Below are 16,885 nucleotides of genomic sequence, written 5' to 3'. Positions count from 1 at the left end.
TGCCGGAGAAGCTAGGTGGCCAGGCGGTAGCCGACGCCCCTCACGGTTTCGATCTTCACGTCGGTGCCGAGCTTGCCGCGCAACGCCGCGATGTGCGTGTCCAGCGTGCGCGAGGGCGCCTCCCAGTGCGCCTGCCACACCTGGTCGACGATGAAGTCGCGGCTGACCACCTCACCGGCCCTGGTCGCGAGCAGCGCGAGCAGGTCGAACTCCTTGCGGGTGAGCGACAGCGGCGTGCCGTCGAGGGTGGCGACGCGGGTGGGCACGGAGATGCTCAGCGCGCCCACCCGCACCGGGCCCTCGGCCTCCGGCTCCGCCCGGTGGGTGCGGGTGCGGCGCAGCACCGCCTCGATGCGGGCGAGCAGCTCCGAGGTGCCGAACGGCTTCACCACGTAGTCGTCGGCACCCGCGCGCAGGCCCAGGACGCGTTCGCGTTCCTCACCGCGCGCGGTCACGGTGATCACCGCGGTGCCCGGCCGGTGCCGCAGCTCGCGCAGCACGTCCAGGCCGTCGCCGTCGGGCAGGCCGAGGTCGAGCAGCACCACGTCCGCGGGCGCGGCTTTGAGGGCGTCGGCGGCCGTGGCCACCCGGTGCACCTCGTAGCCCGCGTGCCGCAACGCGGTCAGCAGGCCCCTGGCCACCCGGTCGTCATCCTCGACGACGAGCACGCGCACTCGGTCACTCCGGTTTGACGGACTCCGCCTGGGAGCCGGTCTTGTCCTTGTCGGCCGCCACGGCCGCGGTCTCGGTCTCGGCGGGTTCCGCGGTCTCGGTGCCGCCGTCCTCGGTCTTCGGCTCGCCGGTGCCGCGCAGTGCCGCGACGTCCTCCCGCGGCCCACGCGACTTCGCGATCACGAAGTAGGCGACCGCGCCCAGGAACACCAGCGCCGACACCCACACGTTCACGCGCTGGCCGAACACCAGCGTCGCCTCGTCGGTGCGCATGAGCTCGATCCAGAACCGGCCCGCGGTGTAGCCCGCGACGTACAGCGCGAACACCCGGCCGTGGCCCAGGCGGAACCGGCGGTCGGCCCACACCAGCAGCAGGGCGACACCGAGGTTCCACAGCAGCTCGTAGAGGAACGTCGGGTGCACGACCTGGATGGGCGTGTGGTCGACGGCGACGCCCGCGAGCATGTCCTCACGGCCGTCCGGCGTGACCCGGCGGTAGATCTCCAGGCCCCACGGCAGCGTCGTATCGGCGCCGAAGAGCTCCTGGTTGAAGTAGTTGCCGAGGCGTCCGACGGCCTGCGCCACGACGATGCCGGGCGCCAGCGCGTCGGCCATCGCGGGCAGCGGGATGCCCTTGCGCCGGCAACCGATCCAGGCACCCACCGCACCGAGGGCGATCGCGCCCCAGATGCCGAGGCCGCCGTTCCAGATCTCCAGCGCCGCGAGCGGGTTCCTGCCCGGCCCGAAGTACTTCTGGTTGTCGGTGATGACGTGGTAGAGCCGGCCACCCACGAGACCGAACGGCACCGCCCACACGGCGATGTCGGTGACCTCGCCCTTGACGCCCCCGCGCGCGACCCAGCGGCGCTCGCCCCACCAGATGGCGATGACGATGCCCGCGATGATGCACAGCGCGTAGGCCCTGAGGGGGAGCGGACCGAGGTACCAGACACCGCGGTCGGGGCTCGGGATCGTGGCCAGCACGACGGAGTTCAACCCGTTCAACACGCCGCCCACCGTACCGGTGGCCCCGTGAGCCTCCTGTGGGGACGCTCGATCGTTATCTTGACCGTCCCCGGTGAGGAAGGCCTGACATGACGGTCCTGGTGGTCGGCGGCGGCATCGGCGGCCTCGCGACAGCGCTCGGTCTCGCCCGCGCCGGGCACCGCGTGGCGGTGCTGGAGGCGGCGGCCGAGTTCACCGAGATCGGCGCGGGCGTCCAGATCGGTCCCAACGGCTTCCGCGCGCTCGACGCGCTGGGCGTCGGTCCCGCGGTGCGGTCACGGGCCGTGCACGTCGACGAGCTGCGGCTGCGCTGCGGCGTCTCCGGCCGGGTGGTGGCGTCGCTGCCGGTCGACGAGGGCTTCCGGGCCCGGTTCGGCACGTACGCGGTCGTACACCGCGACGACGTGCTGGCGCCGTTGCTCGCCGCCTGCCGCGACCTCGTGGACCTGCGCCCGGACAGCGCCGTCACGTCCTACGAGCAGGACGGCTCCGGGGTCACGGCGGTGCTGCGCTCCGGCGCGCGCGTCCGCGGCACGGCTCTGGTCGGCGCCGACGGCCTGCGTTCTGCGGTCCGCCGCCAGCTGGTCGGCGACGGCGACCCGGTGGTGTCCGGCCACACCACGTTCCGCGCGGTCATCCCGGCGGACGCCGTGCCCGCGGAGCTGAAGGAGAACGTGGTCACGCTGTGGGCGGGTCCCCGTTTCCACGTCGTCTGGTACGTCATCGCCGGTGGCCGGCTCGTGAACCTCGTCGCCACCACCGACAACGGCGCCCGCGACCCGTTGTCCGGCGTGCCCGTCGAGCACGCCGACGTCCTGGAGCACTTCACACCGCTGTGCCCGGACGCGGCGCGGGTCATGGCGCTGGCCGACGAGTGGCGGGCCTGGGTGCTGTGCGACCGCGAGCCGGTCGCGGACTGGCGGGACGGCCGGGTCGTGCTGCTCGGCGACGCCGCCCACCCGGTGCTGCAGTACGCCGCGCAGGGCGCCTGCCAGGCGCTGGAGGACGCCGTGTGCCTCTCCTCGGTGTTCGACCCGCGTGACGTGGACGGCTCCTTCGCGCGGTACGTCGCCCTGCGTTCCGAGCGGACGGCGCGCGTGCACCACGCCTCACGGTCGATGGGGCGGGAGGTCTACCACCCGGCCGGGGAGGCGGCCGCGGCCCGTGACGCGATGTTCGCGGCGTGGAGCGCGGCTGACCTGCACGGCCGGCTGGAGTGGCTGTACGGCTAGTCGTTCAGGTCGATCGTGACGGGGAACGGGTGGCGGTCGAGCGTGAGCACGCCGTTCACGCTGCGCGCGATCTCGAAGTACTCGGGCTTCTCACCCCGCATGTACAGCGTGGACACCGGAGCATCCGGCACCGGGTCGACGACCAGGTAGTAAGGCACGCCGCCCTCTGCGTACAGCTGCCGTTTGACGACCAGATCGGTCACCCGCGTGCTCTTGGACAGCACCTCGCCGACGAGCAGCACCTTCTCGACCGGGAACGTCACACCGGCATCGCACCGTTCGACCACGGTGAAGTCCGGGATCAGCAATCGGCCGTCGGACAGCGCGACGTTGATCTCGATCGTCGCCTTGAAGTCCTTCGGGCAGGCGGACCGCAGTGTGGCTGCGACGCCGAACACCAGGTCCTGGTGCCGGAAGGACCCGAGGGGGCTCATGAGGAGCGTCCCGTCGACGAGTTCGATGCGCTGCCGGTGGTCCTCCGGCAGGGCGAGGACGTCGTCGAGCGACCACGGGCCCACGTGGCTGAGTATGTAGTCAGACTTGGCTTCGGCTGGAGCCGCCACCGCGCATCACCTCCGAAAACCGCCCGGCGCACACCAGTGTGGCACGCCGGAACGGGAGCTGGCTTGTGCATACGACCACGATCGCAGCTCGACCAGCGGTTTTCGGCGTTTTCGACCTCGAACGGGCCGATTTCATTCGATCAGGCGTTCGAACCAGAGCCCCTTGGATTCACTCCAAGGGACCGTCAGACGGTGGCCGCGGCCGACCGCACGCCCTTCGCGAGGTCCGCCGCCAGTGCGCGCACCGCGCCATCGCCTTCGGCGACCGCGGACACGAACGCCGACCCGACGATCACGCCGTCCGCGAACCCGGCGATCTCGGCGGCCTGCGCGCCGTTGCGCACGCCCAGCCCGACCCCGATCGGGAGCGAGGTGTGCTCACGCACCCGCGCGACCAGTTCGGGAGCATCCGACGACACCACGTCGCGGGCGCCGGTGACGCCCATGACCGCCGTGGCGTACAGGAAGCCGGAGGACGCCTTCGCGGTCATCGCGATGCGCTCCTCGGTCGACGACGGCGCGACCAGGAACGTCCGGTCCAGCCCGTGCGCCTGGGAGGCGGCCATCCAGTCATCGGCCTCGTCCGGCACCAGGTCCGGGGTGATGATGCCGAGCCCGCCGGCCGCGGCGAGGTCGCGGGCGAACGCGTCCACGCCGTAGCGCAGCACCGGGTTCCAGTACGTCATCACGACCGCGCGGCCACCGGCCTGCGCCACCGCGTCGACCACGTCGAACAGGTCCTTCACCCGGAAGCCCGCACGCCGTGCCTGCTCGGCGGCGGCCTGGATGGTCGGGCCGTCCATGACCGGGTCGGAGAACGGCAGGCCGACCTCGACGAGGTCGCAGCCGGCCTCGACCATGGCCTTCAGCAGGTCCTTCGAACCGTCGACGGTCGGGAAGCCCGCGGGCAGGTACCCGATCAGCGCCGCCCGCGACTCGGCGCGTGCGGTGGCGAAAACCTCGGACAACGACATCAGGCCCGTCCCCCGTCAGCGAGGCCGAAGTACTCCACGGCCGTGTCCATGTCCTTGTCGCCGCGACCGGAGAGGTTCACGACGAGCAGCCCGTCCTGGCCGAGCTCCTGGCCGAGCTTCAGCGCGCCGGCGAGCGCGTGCGACGACTCGATCGCCGGGATGATGCCCTCGGTGCGCGAGAGCAGCGCGAAGGCCTCCATGGCCTCGGCGTCGGTCACCGGGAAGTACTCGGCGCGGCCGATGTCCTTCAGGTGCGAGTGCTCAGGGCCCACGCCGGGGTAGTCGAGACCGGCGGAGATCGAGTGGGCCTCGGTGATCTGGCCGTCGTCGTCCTGCATCACGTACGACATCGCGCCGTGCAGCGAACCGGGCGTGCCGGCCGTGAGCGTCGCGCCGTGGCTGCCGCTGTCCAGGCCGGAGCCGCCGGGCTCGACGCCGACCAGGCGCACGTCCGCGTCGTCGATGAAGCCGTGGAAGATGCCGATCGCGTTCGAGCCGCCACCGACGCAGGCGACGACGGCGTCGGGCAGCCGGCCCGCCTTCTCGAGGATCTGCTCGCGGGCCTCGATGCCGATGACCCGGTGGAAGTCGCGCACGAGCAGCGGGAACGGGTGCGGGCCCGCGGCGGTGCCGAGCAGGTAGTGCGTCTCGTCGACGTTGGTGACCCAGTCGCGCAACGCCTCGTTGATCGCGTCCTTCAGGGTGCGGGAGCCGGACTTCACCGGGATGACCTCGGCGCCGAGCAGCCGCATGCGCGCGACGTTGAGCGCTTGGCGCTCGGTGTCGACCTCGCCCATGTAGACGACGCAGTCGAGGCCGAGCAGCGCGCACGCCGTCGCCGTCGCCACGCCGTGCTGGCCCGCGCCGGTCTCGGCGATCACGCGCTTCTTGCCCATGCGCTTGGTGAGCAGCGCCTGACCGAGCACGTTGTTGATCTTGTGGGAGCCGGTGTGGTTGAGGTCCTCGCGCTTGAGGAACACCCGCGTGCCGGCGTGCTCGGCGAACTTCGGGGCCTCGGTCAGCAGCGACGGGCGGCCCGCGAAGTCGCGCAGCAGGCGCTGGAACTCGTTCACGAACTCCGGGTCGATGCGCGCCTTGTCGTACTCGGCGGCCAGCTCGTCCACCGCCGCGATCAGGGCCTCCGGGACGAACCGGCCGCCCCACGGGCCGAAGTGGCCGCGGTTGTCGGGGTCGTGCGGCGTGGGCGTGAACTGGCCCATCGGGTGGCTCCTCCAGCGCTGTTGTCGACCGCGCCTCTTACCGGCTCGGCCTCGGGCACGCCGGGTGCGAACCGGCGGTCACGAGCTTGTTCACGGCGGCCTTGGGGTCGCCGCTGGTCACCAGGCTCTCACCGACGAGCACCGCGTCGGCGCCCGCTCCGGCGTAGGACATCAGGTCACCGGGCCCGGTCACACCGGACTCGGCGATCTTGACCGTCTCGAAGGGTAGTCCGGGAGCGATCCGGCCGAAAACGTCCTTGTCGACCTCCAGCGTGTGGAGGTTGCGCGCGTTGACGCCGATGACCGACGACCCCGCCTCCAGCGCGCGGTCGGCCTCCTCGGCCGTGTGCACCTCGACGAGCGCCGTCATGCCGAGCGACTCGACCCGGTCCAGCAGCGACACCAGCGCGTTCTGCTCCAGGGCGGCCACGATCAGCAGCACCAGGTCCGCGCCGTGCATCCTGGCCTCGTGCACCTGGTACGGCGACACGATGAAGTCCTTGCGCAGCATGGGGATCTTCACCGTTCTGCGCACCGCGTCGAAGTCGGCGAGCGACCCGCCGAAGCGCCGCTGCTCGGTCAGCACGCTGATCACCGAGGCGCCCCCGGCCTCGTACGCGGCCGCGAGCTCCGCCGGCTCGGGGATCTCGGCCAGCGCGCCCTTCGACGGGCTCTTGCGCTTGACCTCGGCGATGACCCCCACGTTCGGACCGCGCAGCACCGACATCACATCGAGCGGAGGAGCGGCCTTGGCCGCGCGCTCCTTGACGACGTCGAAGGACAACTGAGCCTCACGAGCGGCGAGATCCTCACGCACACCTTCGAGGATCGACTCGAGAACCGTCACAGTCTTGAACCCCTTCCCGCTACGGGGATGCTAACCCCGCCGGAGTAACGCACCGACCACCGGGGGTTCCGCGTCCACGCAGCTAGCCGTGGTCGTTCGCCCGTCACATGCGCGAATGCCGATCGTTGATCTTCACTCGTCGGTGTCACCCCGGACCGGCCCCCTACCGTCAGTCGACCCGTCCGCCGGTCCGTCGGTGGGGTCGTCGCCGCGTTCCAGCGCGCGCCACATGTCCTTCTCCGGGTCCGCGGCGCGGGTCTTCTGCCCGCCCACCCCGATCTTCGGCATGCGCGCGCCGAAGACCACCTGGACCGCGCCGGAGGCCACCACGAGCACACCGCCGGCGATGGCGAGCCAGTGCCCGCCGAACGCCGCCGCGACGCCCACGGCGACCAGCAGCGCCCCGAGCACGCGCCGGGCCACCCCGCTGACCGCCACGGCCGCGGCCACGGCGGCGAGGCTCAGCAGCGCGACCGGCACCAGGTCAGCACCCCAGAAGGCACCCGCCGCGCCCACCAGCAGGAGCGCGGCGATCCACAGTGGACGGTTACCCCTCAACGGCGGGCTTCAGCGTCTGCGCGGTGGCGATCGCGGCCAGCACCGCACCCGCCTTGTTCAGCGTCTCGTTGTCCTCGGCCAGCGGGTCCGAGTCCGCCACGATGCCGCCGCCCGCCTGCACGTACGCCACGCCGTCGCGCAGCAGCGCGGTCCGGATGGCGATGGCGGTGTCCGCGTCGCCGGCGAAGTCGAAGTAGCCGACCACGCCGCCGTAGAGGCCGCGGCGGGTGGGTTCCAGCTCCTCGATGAGCTCCATCGCACGCGGCTTGGGCGCACCGGACAGCGTGCCGGCCGGGAAGCAGGCGGCGACCGCGTCGTAGGCCGTCTTGCCCTCGGCGAGCTCACCGGTCACGGTCGACACGATGTGCATGACGTGGCTGTAGCGCTCGACCTTGAAGAAGTCGACCACGTGCACCGAGCCCGGCTTGCAGACCCGGCCCAGGTCGTTGCGGCCGAGGTCGACGAGCATCAGGTGCTCGGCGCGCTCCTTGTGGTCGGCGAGGAGGTCCTTCTCCAGCAGGGCGTCCTCCTCCGGGTCCTCGCTGCGCCAGCGGGTGCCCGCGATCGGGTGAGTGGTCGCCTTGCCGTCGCGCACCGTGACCAGCGACTCGGGGCTGCAGCCCACGATGTCGAAGCCGTCCAGGCGCAGCAGGTACATGTACGGGCTGGGGTTCGTCGTGCGCAGGACGCGGTAGATGTCGAGCGCGTCGGCGTCCGTGTCGATCTCGAACCGCTGCGACACCACGACCTGGAACGCCTCGCCGGCCCGGATGGCCTCCTTGGCCTTCTCGACGGCCGCGAAGTGCTCCGCCTGCGAACGGCGGCGGCGGAACTCCGGCTTGGGGCGGGAGAACACCGCGGTGGTCGGCGGCGCGGGCATGTGCAGCGCCTCGGTCATGTCGTCCAGCCGCCGCACCGCGTCGTCGTAGGCGGCGTCGACGTTCTCCGGCGAGTTGTCCCAGTTGATCGCGTTCGCGATGAGCGTGACCGTGCCCTCGTGGTGGTCGAGCGCCGCGAGGTCCGTGGCGAGCAGCATGACCAGCTCGGGCAGCTTCAGGTCGTCCTCCGCGATGGACGGCAGCCGCTCCAGCCTGCGCACCGCGTCGTAGCCGATGTAGCCGACCATGCCGCCGGTCAGCGGGGGCATGCCGGGCAACGGGTCGGTGCGCAGCACCTCGATGGTCTCGCGCAACGCGAGCAGCGGGTCGCCGCCGTCGGGCAGCCCGACCGGCCGCGTGCCGGTCCAGAACGCCTCACCACCGGTCGCCGTCAGCGCCGCCGTGGACCGCACGCCGATGAACGACCAGCGCGACCACGACCGCCCGTTCTCCGCGGACTCCAGGAGGAACGTGCCCGGCCGGTCCGCCCCGAGCTTGCGGTACAGCCCGACCGGCGTCTCCGCGTCGGCCAGCAGCCTGCGCACCACCGGGATGACCCGGCGGTTCACGGCCAGCTCGCGGAACTCCTCACGCGTGGGGCTCACGGCCCCCAGACCAGCGGCGGCCACAGCCCCGATGACGCTCACCATGACGGCAATTGTTGCATAAATTCAACAACTGTTGAACCATGACTCCCGTGGACCAAGTGAACCAGAAACGGCGGGGCCGCCGCGCCGCGGGCGAGGACACGCGGGCCGCCCTGCTGGCCGCGGCCCGCGAGACCTTCGTCGAGAAGGGCTACGACGGTGCCACGGTCCGCGCGATCGCCGCCCGCGCCGGCGTGGACGCGGCCATGGTCAACCACTGGTTCGGCGGCAAGGAGGGCCTCTTCGCCCAGTCCGTGCTGCAGCTGCCCTTCGACCCGGCCGAGATCCTCAAGCGCCTGCTCGACGGCCCGGTCGAGGAGGCGGGCGAACGCATCATCCGCACCTTCGCGACCGTCTGGGACGCGACCGGCGGCGGCACCTTCGCGGCGCTGATCCGCAGCGTCACCAGCCACCAGAAGGTCGCGAACGCCCTGCGGTCGTTCTTCATCAGCGCGATCTTCACCAAGCTGCTGACCGAGATCGGGGCGGAGGACCGCGAACTGCGCGCGACCCTGGCCGCCACGCAGATGGTGGGGCTGGGGATCGTGCGGTACGTGGTGCGGTTCGAGCCGCTGGCCTCGGCGGAGGTGGAGACCGTGGTGAAGGCGATCGCGCCGAACATGCAGCGGTACCTGACGGGCGACCTGGACTGACCGGCCGCCCTCGGCCTCACGCGTCCGCGAGCAGCACCGTGGCGTCGAAGCAGGTGCGGTCGCCGGTGTGGCAGGCCGCGCCGACCTGGTCGACCACGAGCAGCAGCGCGTCGCCGTCGCAGTCGAGCCGCACCTCGTGCACGTACTGGGTGTGCCCGGACGTCTCGCCCTTGACCCACAGCTGCCTGCGGCTGCGCGAGTAGTAGGTCGCGCGGCGGGTGGTGAGGGTGCGGTGCAGCGCCTCGTCGTCCATCCACGCCACCATCAGCACCTCACCGGTGCCGCGCTGCTGGGCGACCGCGCAGACGAGGCCGTCGGCCGTGCGCTTCAGCTTGGCCGAGACGGCGGGGTCGAGCGGGCTGCTCACCGGGGTCCTCCCAGTTGTCGACGAGCGGGTCCGGTGTTGAGCAGGACCACTCCGTAGATGTGCACGACGGACAGCACGCCGGACGCGACGCGGGCCCACACCGGGCCGTCGGCCAAGACGATCACCAGGTGCAGCAGGGCGACGAGCACGAACAAGACCATCGCCGGGTAGTGCGCGAACCGCAGGCCCAGCAGCAGGCAGGCGGCGACGGGCAGCTCGACGAGGGCGAGGAACGACGGCAGCTTCAGCACGTCCGCGTCACCGCTGGTCCGCCACAGCACCAGGCCGACGGCGAAGAACACCAGCGCGCCGCCGAACGCGACCGCCGAGGACACCAGCACCTCCGGCGACCTGCGGCGGGTGGTCATCGCACGACCACGCCCGCGTGGCGCAGGCCGTCCTTCACCTCGCCGATGCGCAGCTGTCCGAAGTGGAACACGCTCGCCGCCAGCACCGCGTCCGCACCGGCCGCGACCGCGGGCGCGAAGTGGTCGACCGCGCCGGCGCCGCCGCTCGCGATGAGCGGCACGTCGACCTCGCGGCGCACCAGCTCGATCAGCTCCAGGTCGAACCCGGCCTTGGTGCCGTCGGCGTCCATCGAGTTCAGCAGGATCTCGCCGACGCCCAGCTCCTGGCCCTGCGCGGCCCACCGCACCGCGTCGATGCCGGTGCCGGTGCGGCCGCCGTGCGTGGTGACCTCGAAGCCGGTGCCGCCGGGCACGCGCCGCGCGTCGACCGACAGCACGACGCACTGCGCGCCGTACCGCTGGGAGCACTCCCTGAGCAGCTCGGGCCGCGCGATCGCCGCCGTGTTCAGGCTGACCTTGTCCGCGCCGGCCCGCAGCAGCCTGTCGACGTCGTCCGGGCTGCGCACGCCGCCGCCGACGGTCAGGGGGATGAACACCTGCTCGGCCGTGCGGCGCACCACGTCGTAGGTCGTCTCGCGGTCGCCGCTGCTGGCGGTCACGTCGAGGAACGTCAGCTCGTCCGCGCCCTCGGCGTCGTACGCCCTGGCGAGCTCGACGGGGTCGCCCGCGTCGACGAGGTTCGTGAAGTTGACGCCCTTCACCACCCGGCCCCGGTCGACGTCGAGACAGGGGATGACACGGACCGCGACCGACATGCCCGAAAGCCTACAAGCAGCCCTTTCGGGACTACGCTGGGACACCATGATCACCGAGCTCGGCGAGGGCAAGTACCTGCTGCTGACGACGTTCCGCAAGAACGGCACCGCGGTGCCGACACCGGTGTGGGTGGTGCCCGGCGAGGGCGCGGTCGTCTACGCCTGGACCGCCAGGGACACCGGCAAGGTCAAGCGGATCCGGCGCAGCGGTGCCGTGGAGATCGGCGCCTGCGACGTCCGGGGCAACCCGAAGGGCGCCTCGATCCCGGCGCGGGCGCGGATCCTCGACGACGCCGCGAGCGACCGGGTGAGGGCCGGGATCACGAAGAAGTACGGGATTCCCGGCTGGCTGACGGTGTTCGGCAGCAGGCTGCGCCGCGGCCGCACCGGCACGGTCGGCATCGAGATCACCCCCGCCTGACCACTTGCCTGCCCGGCAACCGTCAACCGGCGGTTGACGTGATCAAGATCGTCAACCTAGAGTTGACGGCGTGATCCAGCTGACCGACCTCATCGCCACGATCGGCGAGGAAGCCGACGACGTGCTCACCCGCCTCGCGAAGGCGGTTGAGCGCAGCGGGCAGCTCACCGAGCTCGGCGACCACCTGGTCGGCCACTTCGTCGACGAGGCCCGCCGCGGCGGGGCCAGCTGGGCGGAGATCGGCGAGAGCATGGGCGTGACGAAGCAGGCCGCGCAGAAGCGGTTCGTGCCGAAGGAGTCGCCCGAGCTGACCAAGCCGTCGATGGACCGCTACACGCAGCGGTCGCGGCGGGTCATCGCGCTGGCCCGGCACCACGCGCGGTTCAGCGAGCGGATCGGCACCGAGCACCTGCTGCTGGGCCTGCTCGACGAGTCCGGCGGGCTCGCGGCGAAGACGATCGCGAAGCTGGAGTCCGGTGACGGCAGCACCCGCATCGCCGTGCTGCACCGGCTGGAGAAGGAACCGAAGCAGCGCCCGGAGAAGCAGCCCTACTCGACGCACTGCAAGAAGTCGCTGGAGCTCGCGGTGAGGGAAGCGCTGCGGCTGGGCCACATGTTCATCGGCACCGAGCACATCCTGCTCGGCGTGCTGCTCGAAGAAGGAGGGACCGCGGCCGACGTGCTCAACACCACCGGTGTCACGCACGAGGCCGCGGCCCGTCACGTCGAGAGCGTCGTCAACGCACCGCAGCAAGCGCTTCCGGGAGCGTGAAGGCGCCCGCGTAGAGCGCCTTGCCGACGATCGCGCCCTCCACGCCGTCGCGGGAGAGCTTCGCGAGCGCCACCAGGTCGTCCACACTGGACACCCCACCGGAGGCGACGACCGGCGCGTCGGTGCGGGCGCAGACCTCGGCCAGCAGGGCGACGTTGGGGCCGGTGAGCGTGCCGTCCTTCGACACGTCCGTGACCACGTACCGCGCGCAGCCGTCGCGGTCGAGGCGGTCCAGCACCTCCCACAGGTCACCGCCGTCGGAGGTCCAGCCGCGGCCCTTGACCCGGTGGCCCTCCTCGGTGATGCGCACGTCGAGGCCCACGGCGATCTTCTCGCCGTACCGGGCGATGGCCTTCGCGCACCACTGCGGGTCCTCCAGTGCGGCGGTGCCGAGGTTCACGCGGGCACAGCCGGTGGCCAGCGCGGCCTCCAGCGACGCGTCGTCGCGGATGCCGCCCGACAGCTCGACCCGCACGTCCAGCTCGCCGACGACCCGCGCCACCAGCTCGCGGTTCGAGCCGCGCCCGAAGGCGGCGTCCAGGTCGACCAGGTGGACCCACTCCGCGCCGTCGCGCTGCCACTGCAGGGCGGCGTCCAGCGGCTCGCCGTAGTTCGTCTCGGTACCGGCTTCGCCCTGCACGAGGCGAACGGCACGACCGTCGGCCACGTCGACAGCGGGGAGGAGTGTGAACGTCACGCGCTCAGCCTAGCCTCCCCCCGCACGCGCTCCGTGACGGCCGTGGCGAGCGGGAACCGGACCGGTGTCCTCACCGGACACACCGGCGGGCCGCGGTCACGACAGGGTCTTGAGCCAGTTCTGCAGCAGGTGCGCCCCGGCGTCACCGGACTTCTCCGGGTGGAACTGGGTCGCCCACAGCGGCCCGTTCTCGACCGCGGCCACGAAGTCGTCGCCCGCGTGGTCGGCCCACGTCACGAGCGGCGGCCGGAGGTGTTCGGCCGGCTCCAGCTCCCACTTGCGCACGCCGTAGGAGTGGACGAAGTAGAACCGCGTGTCGTCGTCGAGCCCGGCGAAGAGCCGCGAGCCCTCCGGTGCCCTGACCGTGTTCCAGCCCATGTGCGGCACGATCGGCGCGTCGAGCCGCTCGACGGTGCCGGGCCACTCGCCACAACCCTCCGTCAGCACGCCGTGCTCGATGCCGCGCTCGAACAGGATCTGCATGCCCACGCAGATGCCCAGCACCGGCCGGCCACCGGCGAGCCGTTCGCCGATGATCCGCGCGCCCCGCACCGAGTTGAGCCCCTGCATGCACGCCGCGTACGCGCCCACGCCGGGCACGACGAGCCCGTCGGCGTTGCGCGCCGCGGCGGCGTCCGAGGTCACCTCGACCTGGGCGCCGACCCGCTGGAGCGCGCGCTCGGCGGAGCGCAGGTTGCCGGAGCCATAGTCAAGAACGACGACGCGTGCCACGCCGTCCAGGTTAGTCGGTCTGCGTCAGTCGGTGGGTGCGGCGCCCTGCGTGACGGGGATTACCGGCAGCACGGCGTTGACCGGCTTGCGCTGGACCAAGTGCTTCCCGGCCGCGGCCACGGCGGCGTAGACCGCCACGACGCTGGCCACCCAGGCGAGCAGGAACACCCACACGGGCAGGCCGAACGCGAGCAGCGCGACCAGCAGCACCAGCCAGATCGGCGGGATGAGCGCCTTGGGCCAGCCCGCCGTGCGCGGCGGGGCGAGCGGGGACAGCCAGGCGTCCGCGCGGCCCTCCTCGGCGAGCTCGGCGACCTGCGCCACGTCCGGCAGCCCGCACGCCCGCAGGAACCGCGGCACCGCCTCGGCACCGTGGTCGTGCTCGCCCAGCGCCGCCCGCACCTCACCGGTCGTGACGCCGGTCTGCAGCGCCGTGAACCGCTCGGTGGCCGCGGCCAGCCCCTTCTCGCCGCGCTGCTGCTCCAGCAGGCCGCTGAACGACCGCTCGACGGCCCGCCCGACCCGGCCGGACCGCTTGGCCGCCGCGAGCAGCTCCACCACGTCGTCGCGGGCGCCCCAGAACCAGGCCCGCCCGGCGGGTGAGGCCTTGACGAGCGGGTAGCAGGCGGCGGCGTTCTCGTTCCACACGAACAGGGCGGCGCGTCCTGCGACCTTGCGCACCCGTGCCGCCATGAGCACGGCCTCGGCGAGCCTGATGTCGAGGGAGGGCAGCAGCACCGTCCCCGACTGCACGGGGACGAGCGCCGCGGGACCGACGTTGGCGCCGTGCATGTCCTTCTGCAGCTCGGCGGTGTTCAACGGGGTCCAGATCAGCATTCTCACGCGCACATCATTCCCCCTCCGCCGCGCGAGACCCTGCCGACATGCCAGGGACGTCCCACTCGTGGAGGTGCGCACGACCGGGCACCTCGCCCGGTCGTGCGCCCTTCTCCCCTAAACGGCGCGGGAAGGCGCGCCGGTCCAGTCATCCCCCATGACCGCGAACATGTTCCTTCACCCCCTGAAGAAACTCCGCACAGTGCTCCCCAGCCCCACCACGTCGAGGTCGTGCGCAGCGTCGTGGTCCTCGGCCGTGCCGTAGTTGCGGAGCTCTGCGTGTCGTTTGACACCCGTAGAACGAACGCGGTGCGGGATTTGTTGCAGGGTTTCGGAAACCAGGTGGGATGAAGTTCCTTCGAGATACGGCTCGACGACGAGCACGTCGGCGTGGTCGGTGTCCTCGACCGCTTTCCGCAGACCGTCCGAGTCGAACGGCCGGACCGTTGCCGCGTACAGCACCGTGACGTCGGCGTTCTCGGCTTCGACGGCCTTGAGCACACGGTCGAGCATCGGTCCCACGGCAAGCACCACTCCGCGTTTTCCGTGACGCAACGCGGTGAACCCCTCACCCACCGGATACGCCTGCGCGTTCTCGCGCAGCGAAAGCCTCATGTAGACGCGGTTGTCTTTTTTGAGAGCTTCCTCAAGCAGAGGAGTGACCTCTTCCGGATGACCGGGCACGTGCACTTCCCATCCCGGAAGCGTGTCGAACAATGCGACATCTCCCGGCGATTGATGCGTACGCCCCCACACCGGGTCGTCGTACGAAGCACCGATACTCACGAACACCGCACCGACGTCCTGATGACCGATATCGAGTTTGATCTGCTCGTACGGCCGCTCGACCAGAAACGGCGCGTAGCTGTGCACGACAGGACGCAGTCCCGTGAGCGCAAGCCCGCCCGCAACACCGACCATCGCCTGTTCGCGAATGCCGACGTCCACTACTCGTTCGTGGTCTTGTGGAAAGTTGACCGCCGAGATGACAGCGGTCACGACAGCCACCCTCGGATCGGTGTGCAGCGCCTGGTTGACCGTCTTGATGAACGCCTCGCGCATGGTCATGAGCTCTTCCCCGTCCTGGCGACGACGACGTTCGGCCGGTCGTACCGCGCGGTCAACGCCGCGAAGATCGCCTCGTGGTCCCGCCCGTCGACAGTGGTCGCCGCCCACCCCTCGACCGCGAACCGCTCCTGGACCCCACCCGGCCAGCCGTACCACGCGCTCTCGTTGTCGATCACGATCGCGGTGAGGTTGGCGACCCCGCGCCGCGCGGCGACCGCGATGGCCTCGTGGTTGCTGCCCTCGTCCAGCTCCCCGTCCCCGACCAGCACGAACGTCCGCCCCGCACTCCCGGCGACCCGCTGCCCGATGGCCGTCCCGACCGCGATCGGCAACCCGTGCCCGAGCGACCCGCTGCTGATCTCCACCCCGTTGACGAGCACGCGGTCCGGGTGCTGCCCGAGCGGGCTGTCCCACGACGTCCAGCCGTCCAAAGCGGACTCGTCGATGAACCCCTTCTCCGCGAGCACGGCGTAGTAGGCCATCGGCCCGTGCCCCTTGGACAGCAGGAACCGATCCCGCCCCAGGTCGTCGACCGTCGCCGGCGACACGTTCAGCACCCGGTCGTAGAGGACCCACAGCACGTCGATCGTGGAGGCGGCGGCCCACTCGTGCTTCTCGTCCCCGGTCATCCTCGCGAAGAGCTCCGGTATCCGTTGCATGCCACCAACTCTTCAACCTCCACCATGCTGGAGGTCAAGCGGCTACGATGATCAGGTGAGCAAGCTGCCCGAAATGCTGACCATCGGCCAGGTCGCCGAACGCAGCGGCGTCCCCCACACCGCCCTGCGCTTCTACGAGGACCGCGGCCTCATCGGCTCCGTGCGCACCGCCGGCAACCAACGCCGCTACCCCCGCTCCGTCCTGCGCCGCCTCGCCTTCATCCGCACCGCGCAACGTGTCGGCCTCACCCTCGAAGCCGTCCGCGACGCCCTCGCCCAGCTCCCCGACAACCGCACCCCGACCAAGTCCGACTGGGAACGGCTGTCCCGCTCGTGGAAGGCCGAGCTCGACGCGCGCATCGACGCGTTGTTCCGGCTGCGGGACCGGCTGACGGGGTGCATCGGGTGTGGGTGTTTGTCGTTGCGCAGTTGTGCGTTGCAGAACATCGATGACGAGCAGGCGGAGCTCGGGCCCGGAGCGCCGCGGTTGAAGCCGGTGCTGGAGGGCGGGTCGGCGTAGTGGGCTCCGCGGTGGCGCGGGCGCGCGGCGCGGCGGTGGACGGCGCGGCGGTGGACGGCGGTGCGGGGGTGGGCCGCGGCGCGGCGGTGGGCGCCGCGGTGGTGCGGTGGCACGCCGCGGTGACGTAGGCGCGTTGGCGCGTTGCGGGGACGTGGCGGTGCCGTGGACGCGCGGCGGTGCCGTGGACGCGGTGCGTTGGCGCGGGCGATGTGCAGCGGGCAGGTCGCGTGAGCACCCCGGTCGCGCGCCTTGCCCGACGTCCGCAGACCAGTTCCCGCCCTGACGGCGTTCCTCCCCGACGCTCGTCCCTCCCGACTCCCCCTCCCGGCGCTCACCTCTCCAGACGCTGACTCCTCACCACGAACCTCTGCCGGCCCCCGCGCCTCCTCATCCCGGGGCGAACTCGATCATGAGTTCCGGACACGAATTCGAACTCACCA

Annotated in this window: 22 protein-coding genes; 6 read left to right on the top strand and 16 right to left on the bottom strand. The window is 71.5% G+C overall.

Annotated elements, in window-relative coordinates:
• Positions 1 to 11 precede the first annotated feature (11 nt).
• Both ACZ7CD_RS11670 and lgt read right to left on the bottom strand, forming a co-directional pair.
• Positions 12 to 674, bottom strand: coding sequence for a response regulator transcription factor (locus tag ACZ7CD_RS11670; protein ID WP_360390339.1), 663 nt, complete (start codon positions 672 to 674; stop codon positions 12 to 14).
• A 4-nt stretch (positions 675 to 678) separates the two neighbouring features.
• Positions 679 to 1,680, bottom strand: a complete 1,002-nt coding sequence (gene lgt, locus ACZ7CD_RS11665; RefSeq protein WP_458430767.1) for a prolipoprotein diacylglyceryl transferase — start codon at positions 1,678 to 1,680, stop codon at positions 679 to 681.
• 86 nt (positions 1,681 to 1,766) lie between these two features.
• Here lgt and ACZ7CD_RS11660 point away from each other — a divergent pair, with 86 nt between their 5' ends.
• Complete coding sequence (locus ACZ7CD_RS11660) at positions 1,767 to 2,909, top strand: FAD-dependent monooxygenase (protein ID WP_470370672.1); 1,143 nt, start codon at positions 1,767 to 1,769, stop codon at positions 2,907 to 2,909.
• On the opposite strand, the gene ACZ7CD_RS11655 is transcribed toward ACZ7CD_RS11660, so the two are convergent.
• The 6 genes from ACZ7CD_RS11655 to ACZ7CD_RS11630 all read right to left on the bottom strand — a co-directional run bounded on the left by ACZ7CD_RS11655 (position 2,906) and on the right by ACZ7CD_RS11630 (position 8,599).
• Complete coding sequence (locus ACZ7CD_RS11655; RefSeq protein WP_360390344.1) at positions 2,906 to 3,427, bottom strand: Uma2 family endonuclease; 522 nt, start codon at positions 3,425 to 3,427, stop codon at positions 2,906 to 2,908. The two genes, ACZ7CD_RS11660 and ACZ7CD_RS11655, sit on opposite strands and share 4 nt — an antisense overlap.
• Before the next feature lie 230 nt (positions 3,428 to 3,657).
• On the bottom strand, positions 3,658 to 4,446 hold the full coding sequence (gene trpA, locus ACZ7CD_RS11650; RefSeq protein WP_458430764.1) for a tryptophan synthase subunit alpha: 789 nt from the start codon (positions 4,444 to 4,446) through the stop codon (positions 3,658 to 3,660).
• A complete protein-coding gene (gene trpB / locus ACZ7CD_RS11645) occupies positions 4,446 to 5,666 on the bottom strand; it encodes a tryptophan synthase subunit beta (protein WP_360390347.1) in 1,221 nt (406 codons plus the stop codon). The genes trpA and trpB overlap by 1 nt, the downstream gene beginning before the upstream one ends.
• 37 nt (positions 5,667 to 5,703) lie before the next feature.
• On the bottom strand, positions 5,704 to 6,513 hold the full coding sequence (gene trpC / locus ACZ7CD_RS11640) for an indole-3-glycerol phosphate synthase TrpC (protein WP_360390350.1): 810 nt from the start codon (positions 6,511 to 6,513) through the stop codon (positions 5,704 to 5,706).
• Positions 6,514 to 6,645: 132 nt separating this feature from the next.
• Positions 6,646 to 7,071 carry a Trp biosynthesis-associated membrane protein gene (locus ACZ7CD_RS11635; RefSeq protein WP_360390353.1) on the bottom strand — a complete coding sequence of 142 codons (426 nt, stop codon included), beginning with the start codon at positions 7,069 to 7,071 and terminating at the stop codon, positions 6,646 to 6,648.
• Complete coding sequence (locus ACZ7CD_RS11630) at positions 7,061 to 8,599, bottom strand: anthranilate synthase component I (RefSeq protein ID WP_360390356.1); 1,539 nt, start codon at positions 8,597 to 8,599, stop codon at positions 7,061 to 7,063. The genes ACZ7CD_RS11635 and ACZ7CD_RS11630 overlap by 11 nt, the downstream gene beginning before the upstream one ends.
• Positions 8,600 to 8,637: 38 nt before the next feature.
• On the opposite strand from ACZ7CD_RS11630, the gene ACZ7CD_RS11625 reads away from it, so the two are divergent.
• Positions 8,638 to 9,249 carry a TetR/AcrR family transcriptional regulator gene (locus ACZ7CD_RS11625; protein WP_470378851.1) on the top strand — a complete coding sequence of 204 codons (612 nt, stop codon included), beginning with the start codon at positions 8,638 to 8,640 and terminating at the stop codon, positions 9,247 to 9,249.
• Between the two features lie 16 nt (positions 9,250 to 9,265).
• Here ACZ7CD_RS11625 and hisI read toward each other — a convergent pair whose 3' ends face one another.
• Genes hisI through hisF form a run of 3 tightly spaced genes read right to left on the bottom strand, consistent with a single transcriptional unit; the run spans position 9,266 to position 10,739 of the window.
• The gene (gene hisI / locus ACZ7CD_RS11620) at positions 9,266 to 9,616 is read right to left on the bottom strand and encodes a phosphoribosyl-AMP cyclohydrolase (protein WP_360390361.1); all 351 of its coding nucleotides are present in this window, start codon (positions 9,614 to 9,616) and stop codon (positions 9,266 to 9,268) included.
• A complete protein-coding gene (locus ACZ7CD_RS11615) occupies positions 9,613 to 9,984 on the bottom strand; it encodes a hypothetical protein (RefSeq protein ID WP_458430760.1) in 372 nt (123 codons plus the stop codon). Before ACZ7CD_RS11615 ends, hisI begins: the two co-directional genes overlap by 4 nt.
• Positions 9,981 to 10,739 (bottom strand): imidazole glycerol phosphate synthase subunit HisF, encoded by a 759-nt coding sequence (gene hisF, locus ACZ7CD_RS11610; RefSeq protein WP_360390367.1) that lies wholly within the window; start codon positions 10,737 to 10,739, stop codon positions 9,981 to 9,983. The genes ACZ7CD_RS11615 and hisF overlap by 4 nt, the downstream gene beginning before the upstream one ends.
• Positions 10,740 to 10,785: 46 nt before the next feature.
• Here hisF and ACZ7CD_RS11605 point away from each other — a divergent pair, with 46 nt between their 5' ends.
• Positions 10,786 to 11,160: a PPOX class F420-dependent oxidoreductase gene (locus ACZ7CD_RS11605; RefSeq protein ID WP_360390369.1), complete on the top strand. Its 375-nt coding sequence runs from the start codon at positions 10,786 to 10,788 to the stop codon at positions 11,158 to 11,160.
• A gap of 70 nt (positions 11,161 to 11,230) precedes the next feature.
• Complete coding sequence (locus ACZ7CD_RS11600; protein ID WP_360390372.1) at positions 11,231 to 11,932, top strand: Clp protease N-terminal domain-containing protein; 702 nt, start codon at positions 11,231 to 11,233, stop codon at positions 11,930 to 11,932.
• Here the strand turns inward: ACZ7CD_RS11600 and priA are convergent.
• The 5 genes from priA to ACZ7CD_RS11575 form a co-directional block, all read right to left on the bottom strand.
• On the bottom strand, positions 11,898 to 12,629 hold the full coding sequence (gene priA, locus ACZ7CD_RS11595) for a bifunctional 1-(5-phosphoribosyl)-5-((5-phosphoribosylamino)methylideneamino)imidazole-4-carboxamide isomerase/phosphoribosylanthranilate isomerase PriA (RefSeq protein WP_360390374.1): 732 nt from the start codon (positions 12,627 to 12,629) through the stop codon (positions 11,898 to 11,900). The genes ACZ7CD_RS11600 and priA overlap by 35 nt on opposite strands.
• A 96-nt stretch (positions 12,630 to 12,725) precedes the next feature.
• Positions 12,726 to 13,361, bottom strand: a complete 636-nt coding sequence (gene hisH, locus ACZ7CD_RS11590) for an imidazole glycerol phosphate synthase subunit HisH (protein WP_360390377.1) — start codon at positions 13,359 to 13,361, stop codon at positions 12,726 to 12,728.
• A 24-nt stretch (positions 13,362 to 13,385) separates the two neighbouring features.
• Positions 13,386 to 14,204 (bottom strand): hypothetical protein, encoded by an 819-nt coding sequence (locus ACZ7CD_RS11585; protein ID WP_360390379.1) that lies wholly within the window; start codon positions 14,202 to 14,204, stop codon positions 13,386 to 13,388.
• 171 nt (positions 14,205 to 14,375) lie between these two features.
• Positions 14,376 to 15,266 carry a transketolase family protein gene (locus ACZ7CD_RS11580; protein ID WP_458430757.1) on the bottom strand — a complete coding sequence of 297 codons (891 nt, stop codon included), beginning with the start codon at positions 15,264 to 15,266 and terminating at the stop codon, positions 14,376 to 14,378.
• A complete protein-coding gene (locus ACZ7CD_RS11575) occupies positions 15,263 to 15,925 on the bottom strand; it encodes a thiamine pyrophosphate-dependent enzyme (protein ID WP_470378850.1) in 663 nt (220 codons plus the stop codon). Before ACZ7CD_RS11575 ends, ACZ7CD_RS11580 begins: the two co-directional genes overlap by 4 nt.
• 73 nt (positions 15,926 to 15,998) lie before the next feature.
• On the opposite strand from ACZ7CD_RS11575, the gene soxR reads away from it, so the two are divergent.
• Complete coding sequence (gene soxR / locus ACZ7CD_RS11570; protein ID WP_458434336.1) at positions 15,999 to 16,445, top strand: redox-sensitive transcriptional activator SoxR; 447 nt, start codon at positions 15,999 to 16,001, stop codon at positions 16,443 to 16,445.
• A complete protein-coding gene (locus ACZ7CD_RS11565) occupies positions 16,445 to 16,573 on the top strand; it encodes a hypothetical protein (RefSeq protein ID WP_470378849.1) in 129 nt (42 codons plus the stop codon). Before soxR ends, ACZ7CD_RS11565 begins: the two co-directional genes overlap by 1 nt.
• Positions 16,574 to 16,885 lie beyond the last annotated feature (312 nt).

The organism is Lentzea sp. NPDC036949 (genome assembly GCF_055608075.1).
The sequence above is the reverse complement of the archived record's forward strand: the minus strand, read 5'-3'. Positions and strand labels throughout refer to the sequence as shown.

Bases quoted from the DNA above. Each gene is read 5' to 3' on its own strand.
- ACZ7CD_RS11660 (WP_470370672.1), top strand. From the start codon at position 1,767: ATGACGGTCCTGGTGGTCGGCGGCGGCATCGGCGGCCTCGCGACAGCG.
- trpA (WP_458430764.1), bottom strand. From the start codon at position 4,446: ATGTCGTTGTCCGAGGTTTTCGCCACCGCACGCGCCGAGTCGCGGGCG.
- trpB (WP_360390347.1), bottom strand. From the start codon at position 5,666: ATGGGCCAGTTCACGCCCACGCCGCACGACCCCGACAACCGCGGCCAC.
- ACZ7CD_RS11630 (WP_360390356.1), bottom strand. From the start codon at position 8,599: ATGGTGAGCGTCATCGGGGCTGTGGCCGCCGCTGGTCTGGGGGCCGTG.
- ACZ7CD_RS11625 (WP_470378851.1), top strand. From the start codon at position 8,638: ATGACTCCCGTGGACCAAGTGAACCAGAAACGGCGGGGCCGCCGCGCC.
- ACZ7CD_RS11615 (WP_458430760.1), bottom strand. From the start codon at position 9,984: ATGACCACCCGCCGCAGGTCGCCGGAGGTGCTGGTGTCCTCGGCGGTC.
- hisF (WP_360390367.1), bottom strand. From the start codon at position 10,739: ATGTCGGTCGCGGTCCGTGTCATCCCCTGTCTCGACGTCGACCGGGGC.
- ACZ7CD_RS11605 (WP_360390369.1), top strand. From the start codon at position 10,786: ATGATCACCGAGCTCGGCGAGGGCAAGTACCTGCTGCTGACGACGTTC.
- ACZ7CD_RS11580 (WP_458430757.1), bottom strand. From the start codon at position 15,266: ATGACCATGCGCGAGGCGTTCATCAAGACGGTCAACCAGGCGCTGCAC.
- ACZ7CD_RS11575 (WP_470378850.1), bottom strand. From the start codon at position 15,925: ATGCAACGGATACCGGAGCTCTTCGCGAGGATGACCGGGGACGAGAAG.
- soxR (WP_458434336.1), top strand. From the start codon at position 15,999: ATGCTGACCATCGGCCAGGTCGCCGAACGCAGCGGCGTCCCCCACACC.